Annotated in this window: 18 protein-coding genes; 6 read left to right on the top strand and 12 right to left on the bottom strand. The window is 72.2% G+C overall.

Going from position 1 to position 26,568, the window contains the following annotated elements:
• Positions 1–22: 22 nt before the first annotated feature.
• From A6A27_RS25940 to A6A27_RS25955, 4 genes are all read right to left on the bottom strand, one after another.
• Positions 23–1,876: a 1-deoxy-D-xylulose-5-phosphate synthase gene (locus A6A27_RS25940; RefSeq protein ID WP_083672866.1), complete on the bottom strand. Its 1,854-nt coding sequence runs from the start codon at positions 1,874–1,876 to the stop codon at positions 23–25.
• Between the two features lie 274 nt (positions 1,877–2,150).
• Positions 2,151–3,614, bottom strand: a complete 1,464-nt coding sequence (locus A6A27_RS25945) for an MFS transporter (protein ID WP_083672862.1) — start codon at positions 3,612–3,614, stop codon at positions 2,151–2,153.
• Positions 3,615–3,796: 182 nt separating this feature from the next.
• Complete coding sequence (locus A6A27_RS25950) at positions 3,797–4,543, bottom strand: hypothetical protein (RefSeq protein ID WP_073837273.1); 747 nt, start codon at positions 4,541–4,543, stop codon at positions 3,797–3,799.
• Between the two features lie 158 nt (positions 4,544–4,701).
• Positions 4,702–7,143, bottom strand: a complete 2,442-nt coding sequence (locus A6A27_RS25955; RefSeq protein WP_083672863.1) for a hypothetical protein — start codon at positions 7,141–7,143, stop codon at positions 4,702–4,704.
• Positions 7,144–7,954: 811 nt separating this feature from the next.
• Here A6A27_RS25955 and A6A27_RS25960 point away from each other — a divergent pair.
• Both A6A27_RS25960 and A6A27_RS25965 read left to right on the top strand, forming a co-directional pair.
• Positions 7,955–9,028 carry a sporulation protein gene (locus tag A6A27_RS25960; RefSeq protein WP_073837274.1) on the top strand — a complete coding sequence of 358 codons (1,074 nt, stop codon included), beginning with the start codon at positions 7,955–7,957 and terminating at the stop codon, positions 9,026–9,028.
• A gap of 132 nt (positions 9,029–9,160) precedes the next feature.
• On the top strand, positions 9,161–9,427 hold the full coding sequence (locus tag A6A27_RS25965) for a GlsB/YeaQ/YmgE family stress response membrane protein (RefSeq protein WP_073837275.1): 267 nt from the start codon (positions 9,161–9,163) through the stop codon (positions 9,425–9,427).
• 160 nt (positions 9,428–9,587) lie between these two features.
• Here A6A27_RS25965 and A6A27_RS25970 read toward each other — a convergent pair whose 3' ends face one another.
• Positions 9,588–13,928: an ExeM/NucH family extracellular endonuclease gene (locus A6A27_RS25970; RefSeq protein ID WP_241825464.1), complete on the bottom strand. Its 4,341-nt coding sequence runs from the start codon at positions 13,926–13,928 to the stop codon at positions 9,588–9,590.
• Between the two features lie 1,331 nt (positions 13,929–15,259).
• Here A6A27_RS25970 and A6A27_RS46240 point away from each other — a divergent pair.
• On the top strand, positions 15,260–15,508 hold the full coding sequence (locus A6A27_RS46240) for a barstar family protein (protein WP_241825465.1): 249 nt from the start codon (positions 15,260–15,262) through the stop codon (positions 15,506–15,508).
• A gap of 8 nt (positions 15,509–15,516) precedes the next feature.
• Here the strand turns inward: A6A27_RS46240 and A6A27_RS25980 are convergent, their stop codons facing one another.
• The gene (locus A6A27_RS25980) at positions 15,517–16,080 is read right to left on the bottom strand and encodes a histidine phosphatase family protein (protein ID WP_073837276.1); all 564 of its coding nucleotides are present in this window, start codon (positions 16,078–16,080) and stop codon (positions 15,517–15,519) included.
• A 102-nt stretch (positions 16,081–16,182) separates the two neighbouring features.
• On the opposite strand from A6A27_RS25980, the gene A6A27_RS25985 reads away from it, so the two are divergent.
• Entirely contained in the window at positions 16,183–17,202 is a 1,020-nt protein-coding gene (locus A6A27_RS25985) for an ornithine cyclodeaminase family protein (protein WP_198940452.1), read from the top strand.
• An 81-nt stretch (positions 17,203–17,283) separates the two neighbouring features.
• Here the strand turns inward: A6A27_RS25985 and A6A27_RS25990 are convergent, their stop codons facing one another.
• From A6A27_RS25990 to A6A27_RS26005, 4 genes are all read right to left on the bottom strand, one after another.
• Positions 17,284–18,150, bottom strand: a complete 867-nt coding sequence (locus tag A6A27_RS25990) for a MauE/DoxX family redox-associated membrane protein (RefSeq protein ID WP_073837277.1) — start codon at positions 18,148–18,150, stop codon at positions 17,284–17,286.
• A gap of 75 nt (positions 18,151–18,225) precedes the next feature.
• On the bottom strand, positions 18,226–18,822 hold the full coding sequence (locus tag A6A27_RS25995; RefSeq protein ID WP_073837278.1) for a cell wall protein: 597 nt from the start codon (positions 18,820–18,822) through the stop codon (positions 18,226–18,228).
• Between the two features lie 16 nt (positions 18,823–18,838).
• Positions 18,839–19,249 carry a hypothetical protein gene (locus A6A27_RS26000; RefSeq protein WP_073837279.1) on the bottom strand — a complete coding sequence of 137 codons (411 nt, stop codon included), beginning with the start codon at positions 19,247–19,249 and terminating at the stop codon, positions 18,839–18,841.
• Positions 19,250–19,372: 123 nt separating this feature from the next.
• Positions 19,373–21,955 (bottom strand): SDR family oxidoreductase, encoded by a 2,583-nt coding sequence (locus A6A27_RS26005; protein ID WP_073837280.1) that lies wholly within the window; start codon positions 21,953–21,955, stop codon positions 19,373–19,375.
• A gap of 280 nt (positions 21,956–22,235) precedes the next feature.
• On the opposite strand from A6A27_RS26005, the gene A6A27_RS26010 reads away from it, so the two are divergent.
• Positions 22,236–23,420 carry a peptidoglycan DD-metalloendopeptidase family protein gene (locus tag A6A27_RS26010; protein ID WP_073837281.1) on the top strand — a complete coding sequence of 395 codons (1,185 nt, stop codon included), beginning with the start codon at positions 22,236–22,238 and terminating at the stop codon, positions 23,418–23,420.
• A 263-nt stretch (positions 23,421–23,683) separates the two neighbouring features.
• Positions 23,684–24,775: a prenyltransferase gene (locus A6A27_RS26015; protein WP_083672864.1), complete on the top strand. Its 1,092-nt coding sequence runs from the start codon at positions 23,684–23,686 to the stop codon at positions 24,773–24,775.
• A 29-nt stretch (positions 24,776–24,804) separates the two neighbouring features.
• Here the strand turns inward: A6A27_RS26015 and A6A27_RS26020 are convergent, their stop codons facing one another.
• Positions 24,805–25,518: an ABC transporter ATP-binding protein gene (locus A6A27_RS26020; protein ID WP_073837282.1), complete on the bottom strand. Its 714-nt coding sequence runs from the start codon at positions 25,516–25,518 to the stop codon at positions 24,805–24,807.
• Positions 25,515–26,567 carry an FtsX-like permease family protein gene (locus A6A27_RS26025; protein WP_073837283.1) on the bottom strand — a complete coding sequence of 351 codons (1,053 nt, stop codon included), beginning with the start codon at positions 26,565–26,567 and terminating at the stop codon, positions 25,515–25,517. The genes A6A27_RS26020 and A6A27_RS26025 overlap by 4 nt, the downstream gene beginning before the upstream one ends.
• Position 26,568: the final 1 nt, after the last annotated feature.

Here is a 26,568-nt window from a genome sequence, read left to right on the forward strand (position 1 = left end):
TCTGGGCACGGGCGGCGGCAGCTCAACCGGCGAGCGGGGTCAGCCGGCTGCGGACGCTCGCCCGTACCCGCCGCGACGCGTCCCGGCTCCCGGTGCCGACCCACGACAACCGGCGCAGCACGTCCGCGCAGATGCCGTGGGCGTCCAGGCCGTACTCGGCGAGCAGGTCGGGCCGGTCGCCGTGCGGTACGAACGTCGTCGGCAGGCCGAGGGCACAGACCGGCGTGGCGACGGCGGCGTCGGCGAGGCTCTGAGCGACGGCGGCGCCCACGCCACCGTCGCGGACCCCGTCCTCGACGGTGACGACGAGGGCGTGGTCGGCGGCCAGCACGGCGAGCTCCGGGTTGACCGGCCGTACCCACCGGGGGTCCACCACGGTGCACTCGACACCGCCCGCCGCCAGCAGTTCCGCCGCCCGCAGGGTGGGCCCGGCCATCGCCCCGACCGCCACCAGGAGCACCTGCGCAGCTGCCGCCCGACGCAGGACGTCGATCCCGGCGATCTGTTCCACCGCAGGGACGTCGTTGTCGACGCGGGCCTTGGGAAACCGCAGCACCGTGGGTCCCCGCCGCTCGTCGACCGCCTCCCGCAGCTCCTCGCGGAGCGAGGCCGCGTCGCGCGGGGCGGCCACCCGCAGGCCGGGCACCGTGCCGAGCATGGCCAGGTCCCACATGCCGTGATGGCTCGGCCCGTCCGGGCCGGTGATCCCGGCCCGGTCGAGCACCAGGGTGACCGGCAGCCGGTGCAGCGCCACGTCGAGCAGGACCTGATCGAACGCCCGGTTCAGGAAGGTGGCGTAGACCGCCACCACCGGGTGTTTGCCGCCGAACGCGAGCCCGGCCGCCGAGGTGACGGCGTGCTGTTCGGCGATGCCCACGTCGACGGTCCGCTCGGGGTAGCGCGCCGCGAAGTCGGCGAGTCCGGTCGGGCCCAGCATCGCGGCGGAGACCGCCACCAGGTCCGGGCGGTGTCCGCCGATGGCGACGAGCTCCTCGGCGAAGACGTCCGTCCAGGTCCGGCCGGGGGACCCGACCGGCTGCCCGGTGCCCGGATCGACCACGCCCACCGTGTGCAGCCGGTCGGCGTCGTCGGCCTCGGCCGGCGGGTGGCCGTGGCCCTTGTGGGTGACACAGTGCACCACGACCGACTGGTCCGACGCCCGGGCCTGCTGCAGCGCCGCTTCGAGTTGGGCCACGTCGTGCCCGTCGACGGGGCCGAGGTAGCGCAGGCCCAGCGCCTGGAAGAAGTCCGAGCCCGTCGCCTCCCGGGACCGCCCACCGGGTGACCCGGCCTTGGCCCGTAGCGACGCGAGATGCGCGGCCAGGCCGCCCACGGTCGGCGCGTACGAGCGGCCGTTGTCGTTGAGCACGACCACCACCCGGCCGGGGGACCCGGCCAGACTGTTCAGGGCCTCCCAGGCCAGGCCGCCGGTGAGGGCGCCGTCGCCGATCACCGCGACCACGGCGCGGTCGGGGCCGTCGAGGGCGTACGCCCGGCACAGCCCGGTGGCGTAGGACAGGGCGGTGGAGGCGTGCGAGTTCTCCACCAGGTCGTGCGGCGACTCGGCTCGCCGGGGGTAGCCGGACAGGCCGCCCGACCCGCGGAGCTGGGCGAACCCGGCCCGGCGGCCGGTGAGCAGCTTGTGGACGTACGCCTGGTGCCCGGTGTCGAAGATGATCCGGTCATGCGGGGACCGGAACACCCGGTGCAGCGCGATGGTCAGCTCGACCATGCCCAGGTTCGGGCCGAGGTGCCCACCACGCCGGCAGATCGCCTCGACCAGGAACGCCCGGATCTCCCCGGCGAGCAGCCGCAGTTGCTCGTGGGTGAGCCGCCTGACGTCGTCGGGCTGGTTGACGGTGTCGAGCAGGGACATCATCTCTCCGTCCGGCCGGTCGTGCGCGAACCCAACGGCCACAACCCCGTCCGCCGCGGCGGGCCGGGCGTCGATCGCCCCCCGGCAGCGGGGCGTCGCACAGCCTGCTGCGGATGCGGTGATCCGGCCGTGGGTGGTGCGGGTAGCGCCGTGGGCGATGGAGTCACCTGGAACATGTGCAAAACGAGCATAACCATGCTGATCACCCCTACCGCTTGAAATCGCTTCTAATGCCTCGCCCCGAGCGCGATGGCCCCGCCCGCCGAGCCTCCGGTCAGCCCTTCGACGCCCGGTCCGACTCCACCGCGGTGGCCACATCGATCGGATAGCTACGCCGAGCGGCGATCATGATCAGGCCGTTGGCCGCCAACGGGACCAGCATGATCAGGAAAGCGTTGCGCAGGCCGACACCGCTGGACTGTCCCCCCGCGCCGCCGAGCTGGTCGGCCAGCCAGCCGAAAATGGCCGGAGCTACCGCCTCGGCGGCAAGCCGCAGCACCGTCCGCAGGCTCTCCGCCCGCCCCCACAGCCGGCCGGGAACGATGTCCAGCCGGGCGGCATCCAGCGGCGGGTTCGCCACCGCGAGCGCGCCCGCGCCGAGCGCGATCAACGGGAGCGCCAACGTCACCGACGTGAACCACACTCCGGGTACGAACAGCAGCGCGGCGGCGACGAAACCGACGGCCGGCACGACGATGCGGACGCTGGTGTGTCCGCGGCTCAGCGCCCGGTCGGTGAGCCGGCCGGCGAGCACCGTGCCGGCCAGCGCCACCACCCCGACGACCGGCACGAGAGCGCCCAGCGCCGCCTGCGAGATGCCGAAATGACGCACGGCGAAGACGACGATGAACGTGCGCATGCCGGCGAAGAAGAAGTAGCCCATCGCCGAGGCCACGATCAGCAACCGGTTCGTGGGGATCGCGAGCAGGTAGGCCGCCGCACGGCCCAGCGACCACCCCGCCGGATCAGCGGTCAGCACCCGGTCGCTCGCCGGCGCGACCCCGCGTGCGGCCACCACCGCCTGCGCCCGGCCGGCCGGCTGCCGCCCGGACTCCGGTCCGGGCTCGAACGCGCCCCAGCCGGCGCCACCCCGGGCAGGCTCGGGCAGCAGCCGCCACAGCGCCACCGACAAAACCGCACTCGCCGCCGCGAGCAGAAAGAACGCATACCGCCAGGAGTACGCCGCCGCGATCTCCCCACCGGCCAACAGACCGGCGCCAGCACCGATGAGCTCGCCGGCGAGGATCCAGCCGAGCACCCCCGCACGCTCGGCGGGTGGGATGTAGTCGCCGGTCAGCGACACCACCACCGGACCGGCCGCAGCCAGCGCGGCACCGAGCAGCAGCCGGGACAGGAGCAGCCACCCGTAGCTGGGCGCGAAGCCGCCGACGGCCATGGCAGCGGCCCACAACGCGGTCGTGATCACCAACAGGCGCACCCGGTTGGTCCGGTCGGCGAGCACGCCCAGCGGCACGGAAGCGATGGCGCCGACCCCCGACGACGCCGTGGCCAGCAGCCCGAGCTGGGCGTGGCTGATGCCGAGATCCGCCTCCAACTGGTTCGCGGCCGCGCCGAGGGTGCCGGTGTCCGCACTGTTCAACGCGAGCGCCCCGCCCAGCAACAACACGACCCGGGCCCGACCGGGCCCGCCGAGCAGCCGGGCCGCCTCCCGCGCGACCACCTGCCCCGGCCCGCCGCGCCGGCGCCCGCCGTGGCTGCCCTCAGCCGGTCTCGCCATGGTCGCCCGATCCGCCCCCGCCCGGCACCCGGTCGGTACCCACTCCGACTCTGGCCGACGAGCGGGCGGTCCGCGCCCGCATCACACGAACAGGCGACACGTCCTGGCGTGCCGCCGGCCGCACGCCTGATCTTCCGGCCCAGCGACGGAGTGGTGCCGTCCGTCCGCGCAGCGCGTGGCGGCTAAAGGTCCGCGCAGCCGGTCTCGTCGGGCAGCAGCGGGCGTGGTGCCACCTGCCACACCTGGCCGGCGTTGCGCCAGCGGGTGTCGGCGCCGGCGGTGGCCGCCTCCCGGCGGATGGTGTCCAGGTCAGCGCCCCGCAGCACCAGGCAGGTGGCGCCGGCCGCCGTGCCGTCCAAGGGTTCGCCGGCCAACGTCGGCAGCGGCCAGGGCCGGGCCCGCTCGGCGGGATCGGCGGGCATGGCGACGATCGCCACGGCCGCCGGCTGGTACGGCATCGGCGGGCCGGCGGCATGACCGGCGAGTGCCGCCCGCAGTCGGGCGGCTGCCGGGTTGGTCCGGGGGAGGGTGACGGTGCGCGACCCGCCGGGCGCGCCGACGACGACCCGGACGACCGGCTCGTCCGGTCCGCCGGCCGCCTGGTCCGACAGCGCGGCCGCGTCACGGAACAGCTCGCGTACCTCGTCCGGCGGGATCCGGTCTACGCGTAGTTGCGGCCAGCCGGCGGAGGGTTGGGCCGGGACGCTGATCAGCCGGCCGTCACCGAACAGCGAGAAGCCCGGGGGTACGGCAGCGGTGCCGCCGGGTGGCAGCATGCCGGGCAGCTCGCTCAGCCGCAGCACCAACGCCCCGCCACCGGTTGGCGGCTCCGGGTCGGTGCCGCCCCGGCCGGCGCAGCCGGTGCTTGTCGCCGCTGTGGCGAGCAGCGCCGGCACGGCGAGCAGCGCCAGGGCTCTGCCTCGGTGCATGGCGGCCTCCCGGGTCGCGGTGGTGCCGGTCGGACGCCGCAGCGGCGCCGCCGGTTCCCTGCGGCGTCCGGGCCGGACCTTGGCGCGGCACGGACGGTGGTCCGGGGACGCCGTGGTCGGCGCCCCCGGACCGGTTCATCAGGCAGTCGTCTGGACGGTCAGGACCGGGTGAGGGTGTAGTTCCCCGAGCCCGCCTTGTTGATCACGACGACCCCGTACCAGGCGCTGCGGGCAGGGGTGAAGGTGATCGTCTCGGTCGCGCCGGCCCCGCCGCTCGTGGCGGTCGCCACCGCGGCCGACCGCGAGCGGATCCAGGAGCCGGCGTTGGCCGGGTCGCTGTCCAGCACGAACAGCTCCGCGTCCTGGCCGGTGTTGGTGGTCGCCACCGAGATGGTGACCGGCACCCCGGCGGTCAGGTAGGTGTCCCGCACCGTGACCACGTTGTTCGTGCCCATGGTGATCGTGCTGCTGCCGGCGTTCAGGACCACGGTGCCCTGGGCGAGTTCGATCCGGTAGCCACCGCCGCCGGAGTAGTTGACCACCCGCGGGTAGTAGTCACCCAGCGCACGGCGGTTGGAGTCCACCGCGACGAAGTCGACGTTGGTGCCGCCCTGGGCGCTGCCGGCCAGGTAGGCGCCCTGTCCCCGGTCGTCCCAGAGCTGCAGGTCGAGGTCGCCCGAGTTGGGCTTGAGCGCGACCACCGACCAGTAGGGCGACGAGGTCGAGTAGCCGAAGTTGTGCGGCGGAGTCGGCGTCGGGCGGGTCAGCGGGGCGTAGTTGCCCAGCGGGTCCCGGAACTGGTAGTCGATCGTGTTCTGGTAGACGGACGCGAGGGCGCCGGAGTCGGCCACGTTGAACCCGTCGGCGGCGCGCTGGGCCCAGAAGTCCGCGAAGTTGACGGAGTTGTGCCGCCGGGAGGTGGTCCAGATGTTCAGCGGGCCCTCCCCGTGCCGGTCCCAGGTCCCCTCGTTGGCGTAGTCGGTGATGTCGATCAGGGCGCCGGCGATCCGGCCCTCGGTCGTGTCACCCTCGCCCCAGCCGTTGCCCCAGCTCGGGTTCTCCAGGTTCAGCGAGGCACCGTTCGGCCAGCGGTAAAACGGGTCGTTGAAGACCGTGGCCGGGAACCACTCGGCCCAACCCTCGGTCCAGGCGCAGCCCGCGGAGCTGGTGCCCGTGATGCTGTGCGGGCTGCAGTTGGGCGCGGACGGGAAGCTGTCGTTGTACAGGTCGTCCATCACCGCGTGGCCGATCTCGTGCACGACCGTTACCGGCGCGTTCGGGTCGTCCGCGGCCAGGTGGACCTGGTTGTCGCCGGTGTTGTAGTAGGTGCCGTCGGTCGAGTCCGGGGCCCAGTTGATGACCACCTGCCGGCAGCTCGTGTCGTCCTGGTCCCAGCAGAGGTTGTTCGGCTTCGGGATCCACAGCCAGGCGTCGTTCGCGGCGTCGAACGCGTGCAGGCCGCGCTGCAGCGCGCCGTCGCCGGCGGTGAGCGAGCCGAGGTTCAGCGTGCTGCCGGTGGGCACGTCGTTGGTCGTGCCGGTCTGGAAGGACAGCGGGTTGCCGCCACGCTGCACCCGCCACAGCGAGTTCGAGCTGATGAAGCGGAGGTAGATGTCCGCGGTGCCGCTGTCCGGCCAGCCCTCGACCTGCGAGTCGAAGCAGATGTTGTAGTTGCCGTTGGCGTCGGTCACGCCGGTGGCGAGCAGCGAGTCGCCGAAGGTGTCGTCGTCCCAGACCTGCACCTGGAAGTTCATCTGGTTGTGCCAGCTGCCGTTCTGGTCCTGGTAGCTCCAGTTCCCGGCCACCCGGGTGTCGCACGCCGCCAGCGGGCTGATCGAGGTGAGGCCCTTGGCCGCGGCCTCCGCCCGCGCCTCGCCGGCCACCCGGTCCACGCCGACACTGCGCGGCTTCTGCCCCGCCAGCCTGGGCGCGCGTGCCGTGGTGGGCACCGGCTTGGTGGCGTTGTCGCCGGCCGGCGTGGCGTGGCCGAGCCGGGACAACCCGGGCTTCTCCCCGATGGTCAGGAAGACGTCGTCCTGACCGGCCTGGACGTCCTTGCCGTGCGGCGCGGTGGCCCGCACCTGGATCTGCACCGGGCCCGCCTTGACCGCGCGGACCACGCCGCTGAACGCGAAGCGGTCATCGGCTCGTAGCGTGCGGGTGGTCCGGGCGACGGAGACCGTTCCGGACCGTTCGGGCAGGATGCTCTTGCGATCCTGGACGCCCAGCTCGGCCGGCGTCTGCACCCACTCCAGCTCGGCGGGAAGGGTCACGCTGATCTCGCTCGGTCCGATCTTGCCCTGGCCGCGCACGGTGACCCGCAGGATCGCCGTCTCGCCCACGGCGGGGGTGCGGTCCAGCTTGGCGTCGACGCCGAGGCAGCTCAGCGTCTCGTCCTTCAGGCTCTTGCTCGCCGACGGGCGCAGCCCACACGTCTCGCCTCGCGCCAGCTGGTAGGCGGGTGTGGCACGGGCCTTCGCGGCGTCGTTCGGGTCCGCGGCGTACGCGGGACCACCGCCGGACGCGAGTGCCACCATCGCGCCCGACACGATCACGGCGAGCGCCGCTCGTGCGGGCCTGGTGGCCTTCGTGCTCAACATTTGTGTTCCTCTCCCTGATGCCGGGCCGTTGTCCGGCCCCGCGTCGACGGGCCATTGGTTGGCCCCGAGTGAGCATCGATATATCCGTGCCTTTCGGTAAAGCCTTTGACCGGTTGGTGACACGGTGACGGAAGACAATGGACAGAGCTGGTTTACAAACACGACGCATTCGACCGACCGGTGGCCGTGCTCCGTCCGAACGTCTGATTCGGTGGCGCGTACGCCGGACGTCCGGGGTCGTTTGTCATGTCGGGGACAGTGGTGCGCCGACTCATAGCAGGTCGGCCCGACCTCGGCAGCCGTGCGGACGGCCGTGGCGGTGTCGCTCATCGGACGACGCCGTTCGCATTGGCGGGAAATGCGTGGTCGCAATTCGAGAGAGCTGTCGCCGATAGGCCTTCCGAACGGAAAGTCGGGCGTGGCGCCCGTCGCATTCATGCGGGCCTTCGGGAGGTGAGGACAGTCGGGCGACGAGCAGCGCTCCGTGCAGAACGGGCAATCGAACAGATAGATGGAGGTCTAAGACCATGTGGTCGGTCAGAGATGCGGCCCGCCCGACCTCCCGCCCCGGCAGTCCGGCCTTGCAGCACGACGCGCGGGTGGAGCGCGGTTGCTGGCGCGGATTCAGGAACAAGAGAGCGCCTCGCAGTAACTGAGTGAACACACTCAGCTACTTTTCAGGTGGTGCTGCTACCTTCCTCGGCCAACGGCATCCATTATGGACGCCGGTGATCTTGTTGCGACACGAGGGTTCGGATGTGGGCCCTTCACGTCCGGGTCGTGTCGTCCGCTGCCTGATGAGGGAGACGTAGTGGTGTTCAAGAAGATGCTGGGCGCGTTCGGGGTGGGCGGACCCAGCGTCGACACGGTTCTGTCCAATCCCAACACCCGCCCGGGACTGACGCTGGGCGGGCAGGTGAACCTCGTCGGCGGCAGCCACGACGTGCAGATCGACCAGATCACCGTCGGGTTGGTCACCCGGGTGGAGATGCAGGGCGCGGGGGAGGAGTACGACGCGTTCGTCGAGTTCCACCGGGTCGGTGTCGCCGGCGGGCTGCTGCTGAGGGAGGGGCAGCACCTGTCGCTGCCGTTCCAGCTGGTGATGCCCTGGGAGACGCCGGTGACCAGCCTGTACGGGCAGCAGTTGCACGGCATGACCATGGGCCTTCGCACCGAGGTGGCCATCCGCGGCGCGGTGGACAAGGGCGACCTCGACCCGGTGTACGTACACCCGCTGCCGGTCCAGGAGCGCATCCTCGAGGCATTCGGTCGGCTCGGGTTCCAGTTCAAGGGAGCCGACCTGGAACGCGGCCACATCTATGGCCTGCACCAGAGCTTGCCCTTCTACCAGGAGATCGAGTACTTCGCCGGCCCGCAGTACGCGCAGGGCGTCAACGAGGTCGAGCTGACCTTCGTCACCAACGAACACGGTGTCGACGTCGTGCTGGAGTTCGACAAGCGCGGTGGCCTGTTCAGCGGCGGACACGACTCCTACGGCCGCTACCAGGTCGCCCACGCGGACGCCGACCGGGTCGACTGGACCGCCCAGGTCGACGGATGGGTCCGCCAGGCTCTGGACCAGTACCGCAGCCTGCACGCCGGCCACGGCTACGGTCAGCCCACCCCCGGGTACGGAACGCCCGGCGGCTACCCGCCGCCCCCGCCGCCGCCCGGCTACGGGCAGCCCACCTACGGCGCGCCCGGCTATGGCCACCCGGGCGGCCACTACAAGGAGGAGTACCACCACGAGCGGCGCGGCTCCGGCATGGGCGGCGTCGCCGCCGGCCTGGTCGGCGGCGCGGCGCTCGGCTTCGCTGGCGGCATGATCGCCGAGGAGGTCTTCGACTCGTTCGGCGACGACGAGGAAGGCGGCGACGAGGGCTGACCCTGGTGGTGCCCCGAACCGGTCGCCGGGTCGGGGCACCCGTCGGCGTCCTCCGACGGCCGCCGGGGTGGCCACTTGACTGCCCCGGCGATGATCGAGGAAAGCGGCAATCCGTCGGAAGGCAGGACACTCGTGGAAGTCACCGGCATCCTCTCCGCGATCATCATCGGTCTGATCATCGGCGCGCTGGGTCGGCTGGTCGTACCCGGCCGGCAGAGCATCCCGATCTGGCTCACGGTGCTCATCGGCGTGGTCGCCGCGGTCCTCGGCACCTTCGTCGCCACGGTGTTGGGCGTGGCGGAGACCCGGGGCATCGACTGGATCGAGCTGGCCCTCCAGGTCATCTTCGCGGCGATTGGTGTCTCGATCGCGTCCAACGCCTACGGCCGCGGCCGCTGAACCATCCCACTCCGCCGGCCTGCCGTCCCACGGCGGGCCGGCGGTGCGCTGTCGGGCTGCCGCTCACGCCGAAGCGGGCCGCGGCCGGGATGGCCCCGGTAAACGGGTCAGCGGCCGGAGCCTGGCAGGCTCCGGCCGCTGACCGGGGATCACATCCGGACTACAGTCGCGCGCACTGGCCCGTGGCCGAGCCCTTGATCACGTTCGGCCGGCTGTCGTTCACCGGGGCCGGGGTGTTGCCCGAGCAGCCCAGCGACCCGCTGATGGTGTTCGCGGCGACCACCACCGGCTGGCTGCCGGTGTTGCTGTTGACCGTGACCGGACCGCTGACCGTGACCGTGTCGATCTGTACCCCACCGGTGCTGCCGGTGATCGACACCGAGCCGCTCACCTTGCCCTTGCTGATGCTCAGCCCGCCGGTCGCGCCGGACACCGTCACCGAGCCGGACACGGTGGCGCCGGAGAGGTCGAACAGCACCGGGCGGGTGGCGGACACCGGTCCGCTGATGGTGCTGCCGGTGACCACCAGCGAGGCACCCGGGTTGACCGTGACGGAGCCGGAGATCGCGGCGTTCTCCAGGCAGGTCAGGCCAGCGGTGACCACCAGCGCCTTGCTGTACTTGCCGGTGATCGTCGTGGTGCACTGCGGACCGGCCTGCCCGATCGCCGAACGCGGCTGGGTGTCCGCGGTGACCGGCGAGTTGGCGGCGAAGTAGCTCACCAGCATGGTGAGGTCGTTGTCGCCGGTGGTCGCCGGGCTGGTGCCCTGACCGAGGGTGGTGAAGTTGTCACCGCCGGCGGCGAGGAACGAGTTCACCGTGACCCGGTACGTGCCCGACGGGTCGAGCGGCGTGCCGTTGAGCTTGATCGAGGTGATCCGCGAGCCCTTGGGCGCCTCGGGGTTGTAGGTGTAGCTGAACCCCTTCGAGACACCCAGCCACAGCACCGGGCGGGACGCGCCGTCCGGCTGCCACTGCTCCTCCAGCACCTGCTTGATCTGGGCGCCGGTGTAGCTCTTGGTGACCACGTCGTTGGCGAACGGCTGGACGGCGAAGGCGTCGGCGTAGGTCACCGTGCCGTCGGTCCGGTACAGCAGGTCGGCCCGCAGGCCGCCCGGGTTCATGAACGCGATCTGCGCCCCGCCCCGGCCGGCGTCCTTGGTGCCGGCGAGCTGCACGTCGGCGATGAGGTTGCCCAGCGCCGACTCCTTGCCCCGGTCCTCGTTGCCGTTGGTGTAGGCCCGCTTGACGTCCGCGGTGATCGAACCGAGCTGCTGCTTGCCCAGCTCGGTGGCCTTGGCCTTGGCGGCGGCCACGATGTCGGCCACCGCCGCGTCCTGCGGCGCGCCGACCACGTCGACCAGCTGCGCGGCGGCGTCGGTCACCGAACCCGTGTTCGGGTCGAAGGTGAGCGTCACCTTGCCCAGCCGCTTGCCGTAGTCCTCGGCCTGCACCACTGGGCGCAGCTTGTCCGACCCCGGCACCGGGACCTTGAACGCGTACGGCTGGTGGGTGTGGCCGCTGAAGATTGCGTCGATGGTGGCGTTGACCCGGGTGAACTTGCCGAAGACCGGGTCGTTGGCCAGCGCGTCGGCGGAGTTGATGTTCTCCGTCGCCGCGCCCTCGTGCGCGAGCAGCACCACCACGTCGGCCTCGCCGTTGTCCGGGTTGCCGTCCTTGAGCTGCCCGGCGACCAGGTTGGCCTCCGCGATGGGGTCGCGGAAGGTCAGGCCGGCGATGCCGTCCGGGCTGACCAGCGACGCGGTCTGCTCGGTGACGACGCCGACGAAGCCGACCCGGACCTCACCCACGGTGCTGACCGAGTAGGCCGGCAGCGCCCGGGTGTCGCCGCGGTAGACGTTGGCGCCGAGGTACGGGAAGTCGGCCCGATCGGACACCCGGCCGGTGAGGTCGGCGATGCCCTTGTCGAACTCGTGGTTGCCGACCGCGGAGGCGGCCAGCCCGGCGGCGTTCAGGGCGTCGATCGTCGGGGTGTCCCCGTCGATCGCCGAGATGAACGTGGACGCGCCGATGTTGTCACCCGCGGAGACGAACGCCGTGTTCGGGTTCTGCGCCCGCAGCTGACTCACCAGGCCGGCGAGCTGAGCGGCGCCGCCGACCGGCTGACCACCGACGGTGGCCGGGGACTCCAGCCGGCCGTGGAAGTCGTTGATGCTCAGCAGCTGCAGGTTGACCGGCTTCGCGCTGGTGCTGATGCCCACCACGACCGGGTTGTGGTCGCTGGCCCGGTACGGGTTCGCCTCGTAGAAGGCGGCCAGCCCGTCGTACTGGAAGGCGAAGGACTCGACGGCGTTGATCTGCCAGACGTCGACCCCGGTGACCCGCGACGCCAGCGACGGCGAGGCGAGGGCGTGGTCGAGCGAGCCGGACTCGCCACCGAAGACGTAGGTGGCCTTGCCGGTGTCGTTCAGGTCCTTGTACTTGGCCTGGTAGAGGACCTGCATCGGGTCCTCCTGGGTGTAGGCGTTGAAGTCACCTAGCAGCAGCACGTCGTCGCTGCCGCTGGCGGCCTTGACCCGGTCGACGAAGGCGGTCAGCGCCGTGGCCTGCCGGACCCGGTCGCCGTTCCAGCTGCCCTGGCCGTCACCGGAGTCGGCGTTGTCGCCGGTCCCGGTGCCGCTCTTGGACTTGAGGTGGTTGACGATCACGGTGAGGGAGATCTTCCCCGCGGTGAACGTCTGCGCGATCGGCTCGCGGGCGTTGAACCACACGCTCTCGTCGTTGACCGAGCGCGACGGCCCCTTCGGCTGGACCTTCGCCGGCTTGAAGATGATCGCCGTGGTGATGAAGTCCTGCTGGGCCGCGGCGGGCAGCTCGGCCGGGCTGCGGACGTAGTCCCAGGTGCCCGCGCCGTCTTTGGCGTTGAGCGCGTTGACCAGGCGCTTCAGCGCCTGCTGCGGGTCGCCTGCGTCGAACCGGACCGAGTTCTCGATCTCCTCGAGCCCCACCACGTCGGCACCCAGGGCGCTGATCGCCGCAACGATCTTCGCCTCCTGCTTGGCCAGCGCGGCCTCGTTCGCCGCGCCACGGGCGTCCCCGCCGAAGTGGACGAAGTAGTTGAGGACGTTGAAGCTGGCCACCCGCACGTCCCCGCCGACGTTCGCCGGGCCCGTGGTACGCGGGTTGGTGGCCTTGAAGGTGGTCCGGCTGACCGACGGAGTGTCCGCGCTGACCGGGGTGGTCGGCTGCAGCCGCCACTCGTTGAAGCCGTACGACAGCACCGACGGCCCGAACGCCTCGACCGAGTCGCCGACCCGCAGCGGGTTCTCCTTCGACAGGTACGGCGGCAGCTGCCCGGCGGTGGCCAGGTTGGTGGTCTTGCCGTCGTCGAGCAGGACCCGGCGGAGCTTGTTGTCGGCGATCACCTGCTTGGCGGCGTCCGAGCCCGGGCGGGCGACATCGGTCGCGTTCCGGGCCGGGCGGTCACCGGCGGCGAGCACGACCTCGCCGTACCGGTTGGTGTTGTACACCTCGGAGACGGTGTACTGGCCGACCGGCGCCACCAGCATCGACTCGACCGACTCGCGGGCGTCGTCGGCCAGCGGCAGGCTGACCGGCACCGGGGCGGGCAGGGTCGCGCCGTGCGCGCAGATCTGCACGTCGCTCTTGGCGGCGATGCTCAGCTGGGTGAGGCCGTTGAACTCGCTCGGGGTGCCGCTGACCCGCACCCGGTCGCCGATCGCGACCGACGGGTGGTTCGCGGTGCTCGTGGTGAGGTAGACGAAGATGCCGTCGGACGCGGTGCCGGCGGCGACCGCACGGTCTCCGCCGCTGCCGGCGGTCTGCACGTACATGCCGTTGTAGCCACCGGTGCGGTGGTCGGCGGTCACCACGCCCTCGACGGTGACCCGGGTGCCCGCCAGCGGCGTGGCGGTGCCGGTGCCCTGGACCTCCGCGATGGTGTGGTCGACGGCGACGGTGCAGCCGATACCCGGGTCCGGGTCGGGGCCCGGGTCGGGGTTGCCGCCGCCGTTGCGGACACCGAAGGTGTTCGGCGCCTCGGCGTTCCAGGTTCCGTTGATCTTCTGCAGCGAGTGGCCGACGGGGGTGTTCGTGGTCTCTGCGACCCCGATGTCGGTCCCGGTCATCCCGTTGGCGGGGCCGCCGACCGCGGTGAACGTCCCCTCGTAGGTGAGGAACTCCGCCACCGTGCCGGTGGGGGAGACCAGCGCGACGCCGTCGGGGGAGCCGTTCTGGATGCCGTCGGTCGGGTAGTTGGCGACGACCACACCGGCCGCCGGCACCGCCCCGCTCAGCGTGCGGGTGTTGTACGCCGCACTGTTCGCTCCGTTGTAGAGCACGATCTGCCAGCCGGTCAGATCGAAGCCGGCCGGCGCCTCGATCTCGATGGCCTCGCCGGTGTCGGTACCGACGTTGTCGTAGTGGATTTCGCTGATGAAGGGGGTCGCCGCCTCGGCGGCGAGGACTGGAGCGCTGCTGGTCAGGGCCAGCGCACCGCTTGTGACGACTACGCCGAGCACACTGAGTGATCTGCGTTGGCTACGGAGCTTCAAAGCTGGGGCCTTCGATAGGGGGATGGACTGGTGCAACCTACCGGCAATCGGTGTCTGCGCAGGAGCCACCAGATGTACGGAGCAGGCTAGCCTGTCGGCCGGAATGCAACGAAGATCGGACAAGAGTGTGCTAAGCGCCAAAGCGGGCGCTCTGGGCGCCGGGCTGAGCCAGCCCCGCCCGGACGATGCAGGTCACGGCCTTCACCGGCCGCTGCAACGGCGACCGGGTCGGCCGGTCGCCTCGGGGTGGCCCTTATCGTCGCGGGGGTGAGCAACGAGGAAGCGCCGGCCCCGGGGGAGTTGCGCTGGCGGTGGGATCAGCCGGTGCCGCTGCGGTGGCTGCTGATCGACGAGTACTCGATGGGTCAGCCGGACACGGCCGTGGCGGTGTGTGCGGACATCGACGGGCTGTTCGTCGACCCGCCGCCTCCGGCGCCGGCGGAGCGGTACACGCTGCTCGGCTGCGTACCCGTCGGACGGCTCCGGACGGCGGTGGACGGCACCGGTGAGACGTGGCTGGGCAATGTGGTGCTCGACGCGGTGCATCACCCCGATCGGCCGCCGGCTGGCGGGTGCGACCCCGTTCCGGTCGGCTGCTGCGCCTGCACCGAGGAGTTGCTCGACCTGGCCGTGGTCGGGCACCGGCCGTCGGCCCTCGGGCCGGGGCTGGTCGACGTCGACCTTGAGGGTCGGCTCCGACGCGAACCGAGGTACTCGCCGAGGACCCTGGCGGAGTCGCCCGACGGGGCCGGCTACCGGCTCGCCGGCGACGTCGACGAGGAGTTGGGCAACTGCCTCGACGTGGCAGGGGCGTTCCGACAGCGACCGGAGCCGCCGATGCACCCGGTGACGCTGCGTGGCTGCCGACCCGAACCGCCGCTGCGCGCCGCGTTGGACGCGTTGCGCCGGGGCGCGGGCAATCCCGGCGGGGCGCGGCACCGCCGCCGGATCACCGCCTCGATCTTCAGCGTGGCCGCCGACGGGGTGGCCGTGTCGACCCTCGGTGGCGGCGTACACGGCTCGGTCACCGACGTGCGTTCCTCCGGGCTGGGCGAGGGACTGCTCGATGTCTCGTTCGACACCGGTGTGCAGACGATGCCGGTGGGGGCGCGGCGGATCTGGGAGCGGTGGCGCGCCGGCCCGCCACGCCGGCGGGGCGAGTGGGCCGGCCATGACCGCGAATTGCGGCACCAGTGGGCGGGCGCGGCCCTGTGCCATCGGCGGCCGGCACCGGACCGCTCCGCCGGGACCACGTACCACCTCGACGGCCGGCACGTCACCGACGTCGAGGGCTTCTATTGCGCGATCGGGGAGGCGGTCAACGATGCCCGGGCGGCTACTTCGGCTGGAACCTCGATGCGCTGGTCGACTGCCTGTGCGGCGGGTGGGGTGCCGCACCGCCGTTCCGCCTGGTCTGGCACGACTCCGCAGTGGCTCGCGCGCGCCTGGGCGCCGGCTACGACCGGCGCAGCTGGGCGCCGGCGGTCACCCTGGACGACCTGCTTGCGCTGTTGGCCACCGGCGGCGTCGAGGTGGAGCTGCGCTGAGGGAGGGCCTACGTCCGGTCGAGCCGATCGTGAGCCTCGTCCAACCGGTACTCCCAGCCCTCCCGCCAGGCGAAATCGGCGTCGATCAGGTCCTCCAGCCGGACCCCGTCGATCCAGTGGTCGAGGCCCCACCGGGTGGCGACGTGCCCGATCACCAGGACCCGCCGGCCGGCCCACCGGAGGGGCAGGTCATCGAGGAAACGCCGAACCCGGTGTACGGCCTGCCGCCAGCTCTCCCCGCTGGGGTAGGGCTCGTCGAGGTACCGGTCGCGGTGCTCGTGCAGCTTGGCGGCCGGCATGCCGTTGCGCTCCCCGTAGTCGCATTCCCGCAGGCGCCAGTCATGCAGCACCGGTATCGGGGTGCCCGAGAAGGCGATGGCGGCCGTCTCCGCAGCCCGATGCAGGTCGGAGGCGAAGACCGCGTCGATGCCGTCGTCCCGCCTGCGCCTGCCGAGTTCGGCCGCCAGTGCTCGTCCCTTGCCGGACAGCCGGCCGGGCAGCCAGCCCGTGGCGAGCCCACGGTCGTTGTCCTCACTCCAGGAGTGCGTCTCGAAGACGATCTCGGTGGACATGGGGCGAGGCTACCGGCAGGACGGGACGTGCGAGGGCAGCCGCAACCGCTGGCGGCCTTAACCTGCTGGGGTCCCGTCGTCCGTCCGCCACCGGAGGCCACCGTGACCGAGTCAACCCGCCCGCCCGGCTCCTTCGGTGGCCTGCAGTTGATTTCCGAGGAGGCTGTTGCGGAGACCTCGGTCCGGGTCGCGGTGGACGCCCTGGAGGCCGCGCTTCGCGCGGGGCTCGATCCGGAACGGGAGACGCCCCGCTCGCGGGTGGCCACGCAGGCCGGCGAGCTGCTGGTCATGCCCGCCACGCGAGGGGAGTACACCGGCTGCAAGCTGCTCACCAGCACCCCGGACAACGCTCGCCGGAGCCTGCCGCTGATCCAGGCAGCGTTCGTCCTCTTCGAGGGCCCGGGACAGCGGCCGGCGGCCCTCATCGACGGCACCGCGCTGACGAACCTGCGTACCCCCGCAGTGTCCGCGCTCGCAGTGCGGCACCTGCTGCCCGGCGCGCCCGGGGCGCCGCTGCGGCTGACGGTCTTCGGCACCGGTCCCCAGGCGCATGCCCACATCGAAGCGATGCTCGCGTTGTTCGAGATCAGCGAGGTCGCGATCGTCGGCAGGGACGGCCCGCGGCGCGAACGGCTCACGGCACGGTTGGACGGCAGGGGGGTTCCGGTGCGCGCCTTCGATCCCGGCTCGAGCACGGAGGCGGTGACGGGGGCGGACGTCATCTGCTGCTGTACCAGTGCGGCGACGCCCCTTTTCGACGGCGCGTTGGTGAAGGGCGACGCCGTCGTCGTCGCGATCGGCTCGCACTCGCCGCACCGCCGGGAAGTGGACGACACGCTCGTCGCCCGCTCCCGGATCGTCGTCGAGTCGCTCGCCAGCACCCGGCTCGAGGCGGGTGACATCGTCATACCGCTCTCCGCCGGCGTGGTCCGCGCGGAGGACCTGTATCCGCTACGCGACGTGGTGACCGGCCGCGCGCGGGTGCCCGCCGGCGGGCCGCGGCTGTTCAAGGGGACCGGCATGCCGTGGCAGGACCTCGTCGTCGCCGTCGAGATCTACCGCACCCACCTCGCCGGGCGATCCCCGATGCGACCCGCCGATCGGGCCCCCGGCGTGGCGTAGCCTGATCGCCCGTCCGAACCAGGCGGGATCACCGGGGCCCGGTGATCCCGCCTGGCTCACGAGTTGGCCGCTGACCGCCTCCTACGCCGGGACGACGGCGAGCCGGGGGCCGGCGGGCTGCGGGGTGCCGGCGAGGCTTAGGAGGGTCTGCCCGGTGGCGTCGTCCACCACGGCGACCCGCACGGCGTCCGGCTCCGGGTCGGTCATTGGCACGGCGAACACTGCGGTCACCGGACGACCCTGGTAGAGCGCGGCGTGCCCGACGAAGCGCCAGTCGCCGTCGTCCCAGTGCTCCCGGACGTCGGAGCGGAGCAGCGGCGCTACCCGCCGGTAGGATTGGCTGAGCTGGAGCTGCTGCACGGTGGCGAGCAGCGGTACGCCGGAGCCGCCCCGCAGCGGGTGGGTGAGCTGGGCGCGCAGCCGGCGCAGCGGTAGCAGCCAGGCCGCGTCCAGCTCCGGCGAGAGCGCCACCACCACCGCGAGTTCGGCGAGCAGCACGGCGGCGCCGGTCAGCGGCCGTGCGGCGAGCGCCGTCCACCAGCCGCCGGTGGCCAGCACGGCGAGGGCGCCCGCCGCCACCAGGAGGCCGGCCCGGGTCAGGCTGCGGCCGGAGACGGGGGTCGATTGCGCGCTCAGGCAGCCGCAGGAGGAGGTCGGTGCCACGCGGCGGGCGTAGGTCAGGTAGGCGAGGAAGCCGACGGCCAGTCCGGTCGCGGCGATCGCTTCCAGCCGCAGCGCGGGTGGCAGTAGGAGCAGCGCGCCGAGGGTCAGTTCGATGCCGCCGAGCACCCGGTACGCGGGCAGCGCCCGGCGTTGCCCGATCAGGCGGACGAGAGCCGACCGGTTGGCGATCGCGGCGGCGTGCCGGCTGAACAGCTTGATGCGCGCGGACCAGATCAGCACCGCACCGATGACCAGCGGTTGCAGCGCCGCGAGCACTTCGATCATGGGTTCCTCCATCGGGTTGTCCGGCGGGCGGTGCCCGGGCGGTGCGCGTGCGGCGCACCGCCCGGGGTTTGCCGGTCAGGCGGCGGCGTAGACGGTGGCGACAGAGATCTCGTTGGTGTCCGGGTGCCAGGCGCCGAGCACCTGGACGTGCCGGCCGACCCGCAGCAGGGACATGTCGCTGATCGCGGGGGTGCCGTTGTAGACCGCGGCGGAGCGACCCGGTACGACGTGCGCCACGATCCGTTGTCCCTTGTGGTCGAGGTGCAGCATGTTGCGGCCGACCGACGCGATGTGTGCGTGCAGGTTGACGATGTTGACCCAGACGGAGTCCGCGGCGAGGGTACCGTCGGGCAGGCGGAGGCCGCGGGCGTAGAGCCCGTCGCCGACGGCCACCTGGTCGAACGTGGTCGGGTGCAGCTTCCAGATGCTCGTGCCGTCGGTGATCCGGATCGAGTGCAGGACGGCGTCCGAGCCGGTGACCAGCAGCATGCTGCCGCTGATCTTGCTGATGCGGCCCTCGGCGAAGTTCGGATCCGGAGCGCCGGGTTCGACGGTCACGGCCTCGGCGGCGAAGGCCGCCTCGGGGGCGAGCGAGCCGAGGCCGGTGGCGCCGACCAGGCCACCGAGCGCGGCGGTGGCGAGCAGTCGGCGGCGGTCCAGAGTCTGCTTCATCGTGCTGCCCTCCCCTTCAGACCGTGTCGACCGAGCAGGGCCGCAGCCCGGTGGAGAGACTGGCGATCGCGCTGTACGCCGCGGGCGTCAGGTCGATGATCCGGTTGGTGCCGCAGGACGCGCCGCAGCAGGTGCGCTCGCCGCACCACAGGTCGGTCTGCGGACCGCAGTCGGCGATCGTGGTGCCGACCCGCTTACCGCTGCACGGGTTGGTGGTGTAGTGCCGGAAGCCGCAGGTGCGGCGGGACATGCTGACGCCGCAGGTGTCCGGGCGGGTGATGGAAAAGCACGCGTCCGAGGCGTTGGGCCAGGCGTGCTGGTAGTTGCCGGATTTGCAGGTGCCGCAGGCGCCGCCGCCCGCGGTGCCGCAGGGACCCCAGGCGCTGCCGCAGCAGAACCACGACATCTCACCTACCAGAGCTGCCATGGAACCTCCTTCCCAAGTGACCGATCGACAGCGATAGCCATCGATATTGATGGCGATTGTTGTGTTGAAAACCACCGAAGTCAACGGCCTAGGGGAAGATTTCCTACGGGCGCGGCAACCGTCCTACCGCGGCTCCGGCTGGGGAAGCTGCTCGTGCTCGCTGCCGTCCCGCTGCCGAGGCGGTTGCTCATCACGCTGCCGGGGCGGACGGGGCGGCTGGCTAAGCACCGCGAGCCGCTCCGGGCTGCCCGCCCGGACCGACTGCTCGGATGCCGCCAGCGCGGTCAGGCGCCGGCCAAGAACGGGCGCGCCGAGCAGGTCCAGCAGGCTGCGCACCGCCTGCCGCCGCGAGGGCATGAACCACAGGAAGAACCCGGCCCGCATCAACCAGCCGAGCCACCCGGTGACCTGCACCCCGTACAGTTCGACGGCGCCCTTGCCGACGCCCAGGCTCGCCGCCTGCCCGAGCCCGCAGTAGGTGAACCGGCGCGGTGTCCGGCCGCGCAGCGTCGCCGCGATGTTCCCGCCGATCCATCTGCCGTGCTTGATCGCCCACAACGCGTTGGCCGGGCAGGGCTCCCCCTTGACCGGGTGCACCATGTGGGCATGGTCGCCACCGGACCAGACCCGCCCGCCGTCGCCGCGTACCCGGAGGTATTCGTCGGTGACCAGGCGGCCGTCGCGCGACTCCAGCGACTCCGTGCCCGGCACCGGGGCCACCGCCTGGCCTAACGTGGACACCACCAGGCGGCTGACGAGCACCGACCCGTCATCGAGGTACGCGCTGTCCTCGTCGACCCGCGCCACCCGGGTGCCCAGGTGCACCCGCACGCCCGCCCGCACCAGGTGGTGGTGCGCGTAGCCGGCCAGCCGGCCGAACCGGGGACGCAGCTGCGGCAGCAGATCGGGACCGCCGTGCACCAGGTGCACCTGCGGCTCGACCTCGCGCAGCACCCGGTAGCGAGGGCGCAGACTGCGGAAGATCTCGGCGACCGTGGCCGACATCTCCACGCCGGTGAAGCCGCCCCCGACCACGACCACGCTGAGCAGGGCCCGCTGGGTCTGCTCGTCCGGGCTCGCGTCGGCCAGCTCCACCTGCGTCAGCAGCCGCTCCCGCACGGCAGCGGACCCGCCCGGGTTCTTCAGCGACCAGCCGTGCTCGGCGAGCCCCGCCACCCGGGCCAGGTCGTCGTGGCTGCCGCAGCCGACGACCAGGTGGTCGTAGCGCAGGGTCAGCGTCTCTGCGGCGGTGCCGGTCAGCGCCACGGCGACCTCGCGGCGGTCCAGGTCGACGTGCTGCGCGGTGCCCCGCACCAGCCGCGCCCGCGGGCATGTCGTCCGCAGCGGGCTCCGTTCGTGCCCCTCGGCGATGATGCCGCCGAGCACCTCGGCGGTGAAACCGTGGTACGAGTGGTAGCCGAGCGGGTCCACGAAGACGATCTCCACCGCGCCCCGGCGCAACTGCCGGCCCAGCCGCCGGCGCAGCGACTTGTACGCCCACACCGAGGTGTAACCGGCGCCGAGCAGGACGATCCGGGTCGGATCAGCCGGCTGCGGTGCGGCGGCCGGCGCGGGTCGGGAGGCACGGGCGGGCGCCGCCCGGTGCCGCCCCGGCTGCCGGCGGCGCTGGACGTTGTCCAGGTACCAGCGGGCGTAGGCGGTGATCTCGTCGTCGGGGAACGGCATAGTCCCCGCGTCGGGCCGGCCCAGCGCCCGGTCGCTGTTGACCCGGTCGAAGAGCTTCTCGCCGACCAGGTACGAGCGGTAGAACTCGATGCCCCTGGCGAGCGCCCGGTCCGTGTCGTCGAGCTCGGACGGGTCGGTGACGTACTCCGGTTCGGGCAGCCCGGCCAGCGCGAAGATTCGCCGCAGCACGTCGCCGGCGGCCGGCGGGGTCGAGTTGGTGAGGTGGAAGATCCGTTCCGGGCTGCCCGAGGCGGCGATGCCGAGCATCTGCTCGACCAACGCGTCGACGGGGATGAAGTTCAGCGGCGTGCCCGGGTCCACCAGCATCCGCACGGGACGGCGCAGGCGCTGCGGCGCGCGCGTCGACAGACTCTGGGCGAACACGGCGAGCCGGCGCTGGAAGCCGTACATCCCGGTGTAGCTGCCGACGACCGCTCGCGTGCCGCGGTGGCCGACCACGATGCTGGGCCGCAGGATGCGGGTCGCCGTGCCGGCGTGGCCGTGGACCAGTGCCTCGGCGGTGGCCTTGCTGCGCTCGTATGCGTTGTTGTTGCTGTCGGGCGCGATGAGGCGCTCGGTGATCACCCCGTCGCGGGTGCCCGCGACGTAGGCCGTGCTGACGTAGTTGAACGAGGCGGCGCCGAGCCGGTCGGCGAGGGCGAGCGCATGCCGGGTGCCGTCGACGTTGGTGGCGAAGATCTCCGCCGCGGCGGACTCCTCGTAGCGCAGCGAGGCGGCACTGTGCCAGAAGTCCGCGATCGGGCCGTGGACCGGCTCGACCAGGCCGCAGTCCGGCCGGGCGATGTCGCCGGCGACGGTACGCACCCGCCCGTCGAGGTCGACGCGCTGGCCGTAGGCGTGCGCCGCCGCGGTCAACAGGCTGCGCAGCCGCACGTCCGGATCCTGTGCGCCGGGCCGCACCAGGCACACCACGTCGTCGTCGGTACGCCGCAGCAACTCCAGGACGAGCGCCAGCCCGACGAACCCCGTGCCGCCGGTGACTATATGTGTTCTGTTCATGATGATCCCCCCACCCACCGCAACTGGCTGTGATTACCGGCGAAGCTAGGTGCGGCCGCGGGGCGAGTCGCGCTCTTGTCGGACAGCTGCCAGTCGTCCTGGCCGAACGGCTCGCTCGTGGTCTCCCCGAACGGGCTCGGCGGCTCGACCGAGCCGGCCGGATGTCGGCCCCAACGGGTGAGCCGACCACCGGGCGGGCCGGGTCCGAGTTGACCACAGGCGTAGACAGACGTCGATAGAATGGCTAGCCTCCCTCCCACCCCTTGGTGAAGGAGGACCCATGCCCCGTCTCCGGATCGCGCTCGGTGTCGCCGCCGCGTCACTGCTCGGCGCGAGCATTCTCACCACCAGTCCCACCGCCGCCCAGGCGGCACCGTCGACCGAGGTGACCACCGCCGTCACCGCGAAGCTGCTCCAGCAGGCCAGCCTGAAGGCGGAGCCGGCGCTGCGTGCCGCCGACGCGTCCGACACCCGGGTGAACATCACCCGGCGAGCCGGCCAGCGCTGGGCCTTCGGCACCGCCGTCGTCGTCGCGCCGAAGCAGGAGGGCGCCTACCCGGCCGGGTGGCTGTTCGTGGCCCGGGCGCAGGACCGCGGCTGGCAGATCGCGTTCGACGGCGAGCCGGCCTTCGCCGACCTGGCCGCGGCGGCGCCCGCGGCGGTGGTCTCCGATCGCGAGAAGCAGGTGTTCACCGCGGTGACGCCGATGTACGCCGGTGGCGACTACCGGACCGGCATGCGACTGCCGTACGGAGTCGGCCAGTCCTGGTACCTGACCGGTGGACCCCACGGTTGGGGCGGCAGCGAGAGCCCGTGGAGCGCGATCGACCTGGCCGGCGGCGACCAGCGCGTGCTGGCGGCCCGCGGCGGAACCGCGTACACCATGTGCCGGGGCTGGATACGGGTGATCCACGACCGCGGCTACGCCACCGACTACTACCACCTGTGGAACAGCATCAACGTCAACGGCGCGGGAGTCGGCGAGGGAGCCTACCTCGGTGACACCGGCACGGACGTGACCTGCGGTGGCGCCGCGAGCGGCCGGCACGTGCACTTCGCGCTGCGGCAGAACAACGCCTACGTGCCGATGCACGGCCACAACCTCGGCAAGTGGGTGATCATCCCAGGCGGCGCCACCTACCAGGGGTACGCGCTGCACGGCTCGGCCCAGGTGAACGTCGGCGGGGCGCTCTACAACTACGGCGCGCTCGGCTTCACCCAGGGTGTGGTGGACGCCAACGGAGGCGGTTCGGTCAACAAGCGCACCGGACCTGGCACCGGCTACGCGATCGCCGGATCGGTCGGCGACGGCGCGACGGTGAGCATCGCCTGCTCGGCGAACGGCACCACGCACACCGGCCGCTGGGGCACCACCTCGCTGTGGAACAAGCTCACCGACGGCACCTGGGTGACCGACGCCTACCTCTGGACCGGCAGCAGCGGCGCCGTCAACGGATACTGCTGACCGTCGCTCCGCAGCCGCGGCCGTCGCCTGGGCGACCGTGCCGGCTCCGCGAGAGGCCGGACCGGCGCAGGCGCTAGCCGACCCGACGGTGCGGGGCACCCGCCCGCACCGTCGGGTCGCCGGGGCAAGGCGCCCTGGCCTGGCTGTGGGGGAGTGGGCGCGCAGCCCGTGCACGTAGGAGGCAGTTACCTTCCTGACACACCCTGTCCCTTCCCGACACCCGCCCCGTACGGTTCAGTAGCGGACTGACTACGGGGAGGCGCATGTCGATGGGTGCGATGCTGGAGCCGAGCCTGCTGCCGGACAATCACCACGCTGTCACCGGCCCTGACCGCCGGCCGGACCGGACCAGCTGGAAGGGCTTCCTCCGACTCGCCCGGCTCCGCTTCCTGCTCTACAACCTCCTGCCGGTGGGCCTCGCCGTGGCGGTCTCGGTGCACCAGGGCCACCCGCTCGACGTGACCTGGTACGCGGTCGCCCAACTGTTCGCGTGGACCGTCCACGTGATGACCCACTACTGCAACGAGTACTTCGACCTCGAGGCCGACCGCGCGAACGTCTACTTCACCCCGTGGACCGGCGGCAGCCGGGCATTGGTGGACGGGTCGGTCGCGCCCGTGGTGTCGCTCGGCGCCGCGTTCGTACTGTTCAGCGTGGCCACCCTGATGGTGGCGGTCATGCCGTCCTGGCCGGCACGCTTGCTCGCCACCGCCGCCGTGGTGCTGGCCTGGTTCTACACCGCACCGCCGGTGCGGCTGAACTATCGAGGCGCCGGCGAGCTGACGGTCGCCGCGATCCTCAACGGACTCTGGCCCGCGGTCGCCGTGGTGCTCCAGACCGGCACCGTACCGATGCTGCTGGTGGCCGTGCTGGCACCCACGGCGATGCTGCAGGTGGCGCGAATGATGGTGATGAACCTGGGTGACCGCCGATCGGACGCCGCGGTCGGCAAGCGCACCCTGCCGGTCATCGTCGGCTACCAGCCGGCGGTGCGCCTGATCGTCGCCGCGCAGCCCATCGCGTACGCGATGCTCACCGCCTTCGCGCTACTCGGTTGGGTGCCGTGGCTGGTCTGGGCCGTCATGGCCGCCACCGCGCCACTGTCGGTCTGGCTCGTCCGGCAGTTGCGCCGTGGCGCGATGCGCGACCTCGACGCCAGGCGGATGACGCCGGTGGTCTTCTGGGCCTCCAACCACGTGTCCCTGATCGTTGCGGCGGCGATGCTCGGCGTGATCCTGGACGCGGCGCGGCGGTCCGCCGACACCGGCGCACTGGCCGTGCTCGGCGCGGTCCTCGCCGGCTACGTCGCCCTGTTCGCCCACCGCCTGTGGTTGGCGCGCCGCGCGTCGGCCTGAGCTGGAAAAGGATCCGGTTACGGCTGACTTCAGCGGCCCGGGACGGCGGCGGGCGAGTGCGGACTGACTTCAGCCGGCGAGCACACCCGACCGTCCCGCATCGCCACGGTCCGGTCGGCCAGGTGCAGGTACTGCAGGTCGTGGGTGACCAGGACGGTGGCCACCTGCTGCTCGTGGGTGATGTCGCGCAGCAGCCGCACCACGACCGCGCCGCGGTCGTGATCGAGCGCGGAGGTGGGTTCGTCGACCAGCAGCAGGGCGGGGCTGCCCATCAACGCGCGGGCGAACCCGACGCGCTGACGTTCCCCGCCGGACAGCTGGTGTGGGCGCTTGTGCGCCTTGCCGCCGAGACCTACCCGGTCGAGCAACGCACGGGCGCGGGCCTCGGCCGAGCGTCGGGATCCGCCGGACAGGTGCGCGACGAGCAGGAGCTGGTCGAGGGCGGTGAGCGAGGCCAGCAGGTTGGCCTGCTGGAAGACGAAGCCGATGCGTTCGCGCCGGAGCCGGTCGCGGCCCTGCTGATCGAGCGAGGTGACGTCGATGTCCTCGATCCGTACCGTGCCGGATTCCGGGTTGGTCAGCGCGCCGGCGACCGCCAGCAGGCTGGACTTGCCGGATCCGGACGGTCCGGTCACCGCCACCAGTTCACCCGCGGCGATCCGCAGGTCGACCGCGTCGAGTGCGATCAGGCGGCGGTCCCCGTCGGGGTAGGTGAGGCGGACATCGGTCAGGGTGAGAGTCATCGGGCTGCCCCCAGGGCGGTGAGCGGGTCGACGGTGCTGACCCGGCGGACGGAGAAGGCGGCGCCGAGCGCGCCCACGGCGACCATCGCCGCGAGCGGGACGGCGATCGTGGTGGCGTCCAGGACGAACGGCACCACCCGGGCGGCCACCACACCCAGGCCGGTGGCGGCGCCGGCACCGACGGCGGCACCCACCAGCAGGACGATCCCGGCCTGGGCGAGGGCGTCGCGCAGCAGGTAGCCGCGGCTACCGCCGAGCGCGCGGACCACCGCCAGGTCGGGGCCGCGTTGCATGGTCCAGACGGTGAAGAAGGCGCCGACAACCAGGGCGGAGACCGCCAGCAGCAGGCCCCGCATCAGGTTGAGCGAGCCCTGCTCGGAGGCATAGCCGCCGACCGCGGTGAACGCCTCGTCGCGGCTGACGGTCGTGACGCCGGCGGCGCCAGCCGCATCGCCGCCGGTCGAGGCGACGGCGGTGATGCTGTCCGTCCGGGCCAGGTCCTGCCAGGTGCTGATCGGGGCGTACACGACGGGCAGATGGTTGAACGAGGTGGTGGCCACGACCGCGGCCACCATGACCCGCTGCCCGCCGACGGCGACGAGGTCGCCGACCGACAACGACTGCGCCTCGGCCAGATCGGCGGTGAGGGCCACCTCGGCGCCGCTCGGTGCCCGGCCCTGCCGCACTGCCGGGTACAACTCGGGAGCGCCGCCGATCAGGGTCACCGTCGTGGCCCCGCCGTCGGCTTGGAGGCGGGTGGTCGACACACCGAGTGGCCATGCGGCGGTGACCCCTGGCTGCGCCGCCACGGTGGCTGCCGAGTCCGCCGGTAGGGTGCTGGTGGCGAAGGACACCTGTTGGCTGTCGGTCGGCTGCTGGAACGAGACGTGGTCGACGGGGAGTGCCGCCACCGCCGACACGCTGGCCGCCCCCAGTCCCGCGGTGAGCCCGGTCAGCAGAACCACCATCAACGTCATCAACGCGATGACGGTGCCCAACAGGGCGAACCGGCCCCGGGCGAATCGAAGGTCACGTACTGCGATGAACATG

Source organism: Micromonospora sp. CB01531 (genome assembly GCF_001905095.1).
Lineage (GTDB): Bacteria > Actinomycetota > Actinomycetes > Mycobacteriales > Micromonosporaceae > Micromonospora.

Bases quoted from the DNA above. Each gene is read 5' to 3' on its own strand.
- A6A27_RS25940 (WP_083672866.1), bottom strand. From the start codon at position 1,876: ATGTCCCTGCTCGACACCGTCAACCAGCCCGACGACGTCAGGCGGCTC.
- A6A27_RS25945 (WP_083672862.1), bottom strand. From the start codon at position 3,614: ATGGCGAGACCGGCTGAGGGCAGCCACGGCGGGCGCCGGCGCGGCGGG.
- A6A27_RS25950 (WP_073837273.1), bottom strand. From the start codon at position 4,543: ATGCACCGAGGCAGAGCCCTGGCGCTGCTCGCCGTGCCGGCGCTGCTC.
- A6A27_RS25955 (WP_083672863.1), bottom strand. From the start codon at position 7,143: ATGTTGAGCACGAAGGCCACCAGGCCCGCACGAGCGGCGCTCGCCGTG.
- A6A27_RS25980 (WP_073837276.1), bottom strand. From the start codon at position 16,080: ATGTCCACCGAGATCGTCTTCGAGACGCACTCCTGGAGTGAGGACAAC.
- A6A27_RS25990 (WP_073837277.1), bottom strand. From the start codon at position 18,150: ATGATCGAAGTGCTCGCGGCGCTGCAACCGCTGGTCATCGGTGCGGTG.
- A6A27_RS25995 (WP_073837278.1), bottom strand. From the start codon at position 18,822: ATGAAGCAGACTCTGGACCGCCGCCGACTGCTCGCCACCGCCGCGCTC.
- A6A27_RS26000 (WP_073837279.1), bottom strand. From the start codon at position 19,249: ATGGCAGCTCTGGTAGGTGAGATGTCGTGGTTCTGCTGCGGCAGCGCC.
- A6A27_RS26005 (WP_073837280.1), bottom strand. From the start codon at position 21,955: ATGAACAGAACACATATAGTCACCGGCGGCACGGGGTTCGTCGGGCTG.
- A6A27_RS26010 (WP_073837281.1), top strand. From the start codon at position 22,236: ATGCCCCGTCTCCGGATCGCGCTCGGTGTCGCCGCCGCGTCACTGCTC.
- A6A27_RS26015 (WP_083672864.1), top strand. From the start codon at position 23,684: ATGTCGATGGGTGCGATGCTGGAGCCGAGCCTGCTGCCGGACAATCAC.
- A6A27_RS26020 (WP_073837282.1), bottom strand. From the start codon at position 25,518: ATGACTCTCACCCTGACCGATGTCCGCCTCACCTACCCCGACGGGGAC.
- A6A27_RS26025 (WP_073837283.1), bottom strand. From the start codon at position 26,567: ATGTTCATCGCAGTACGTGACCTTCGATTCGCCCGGGGCCGGTTCGCC.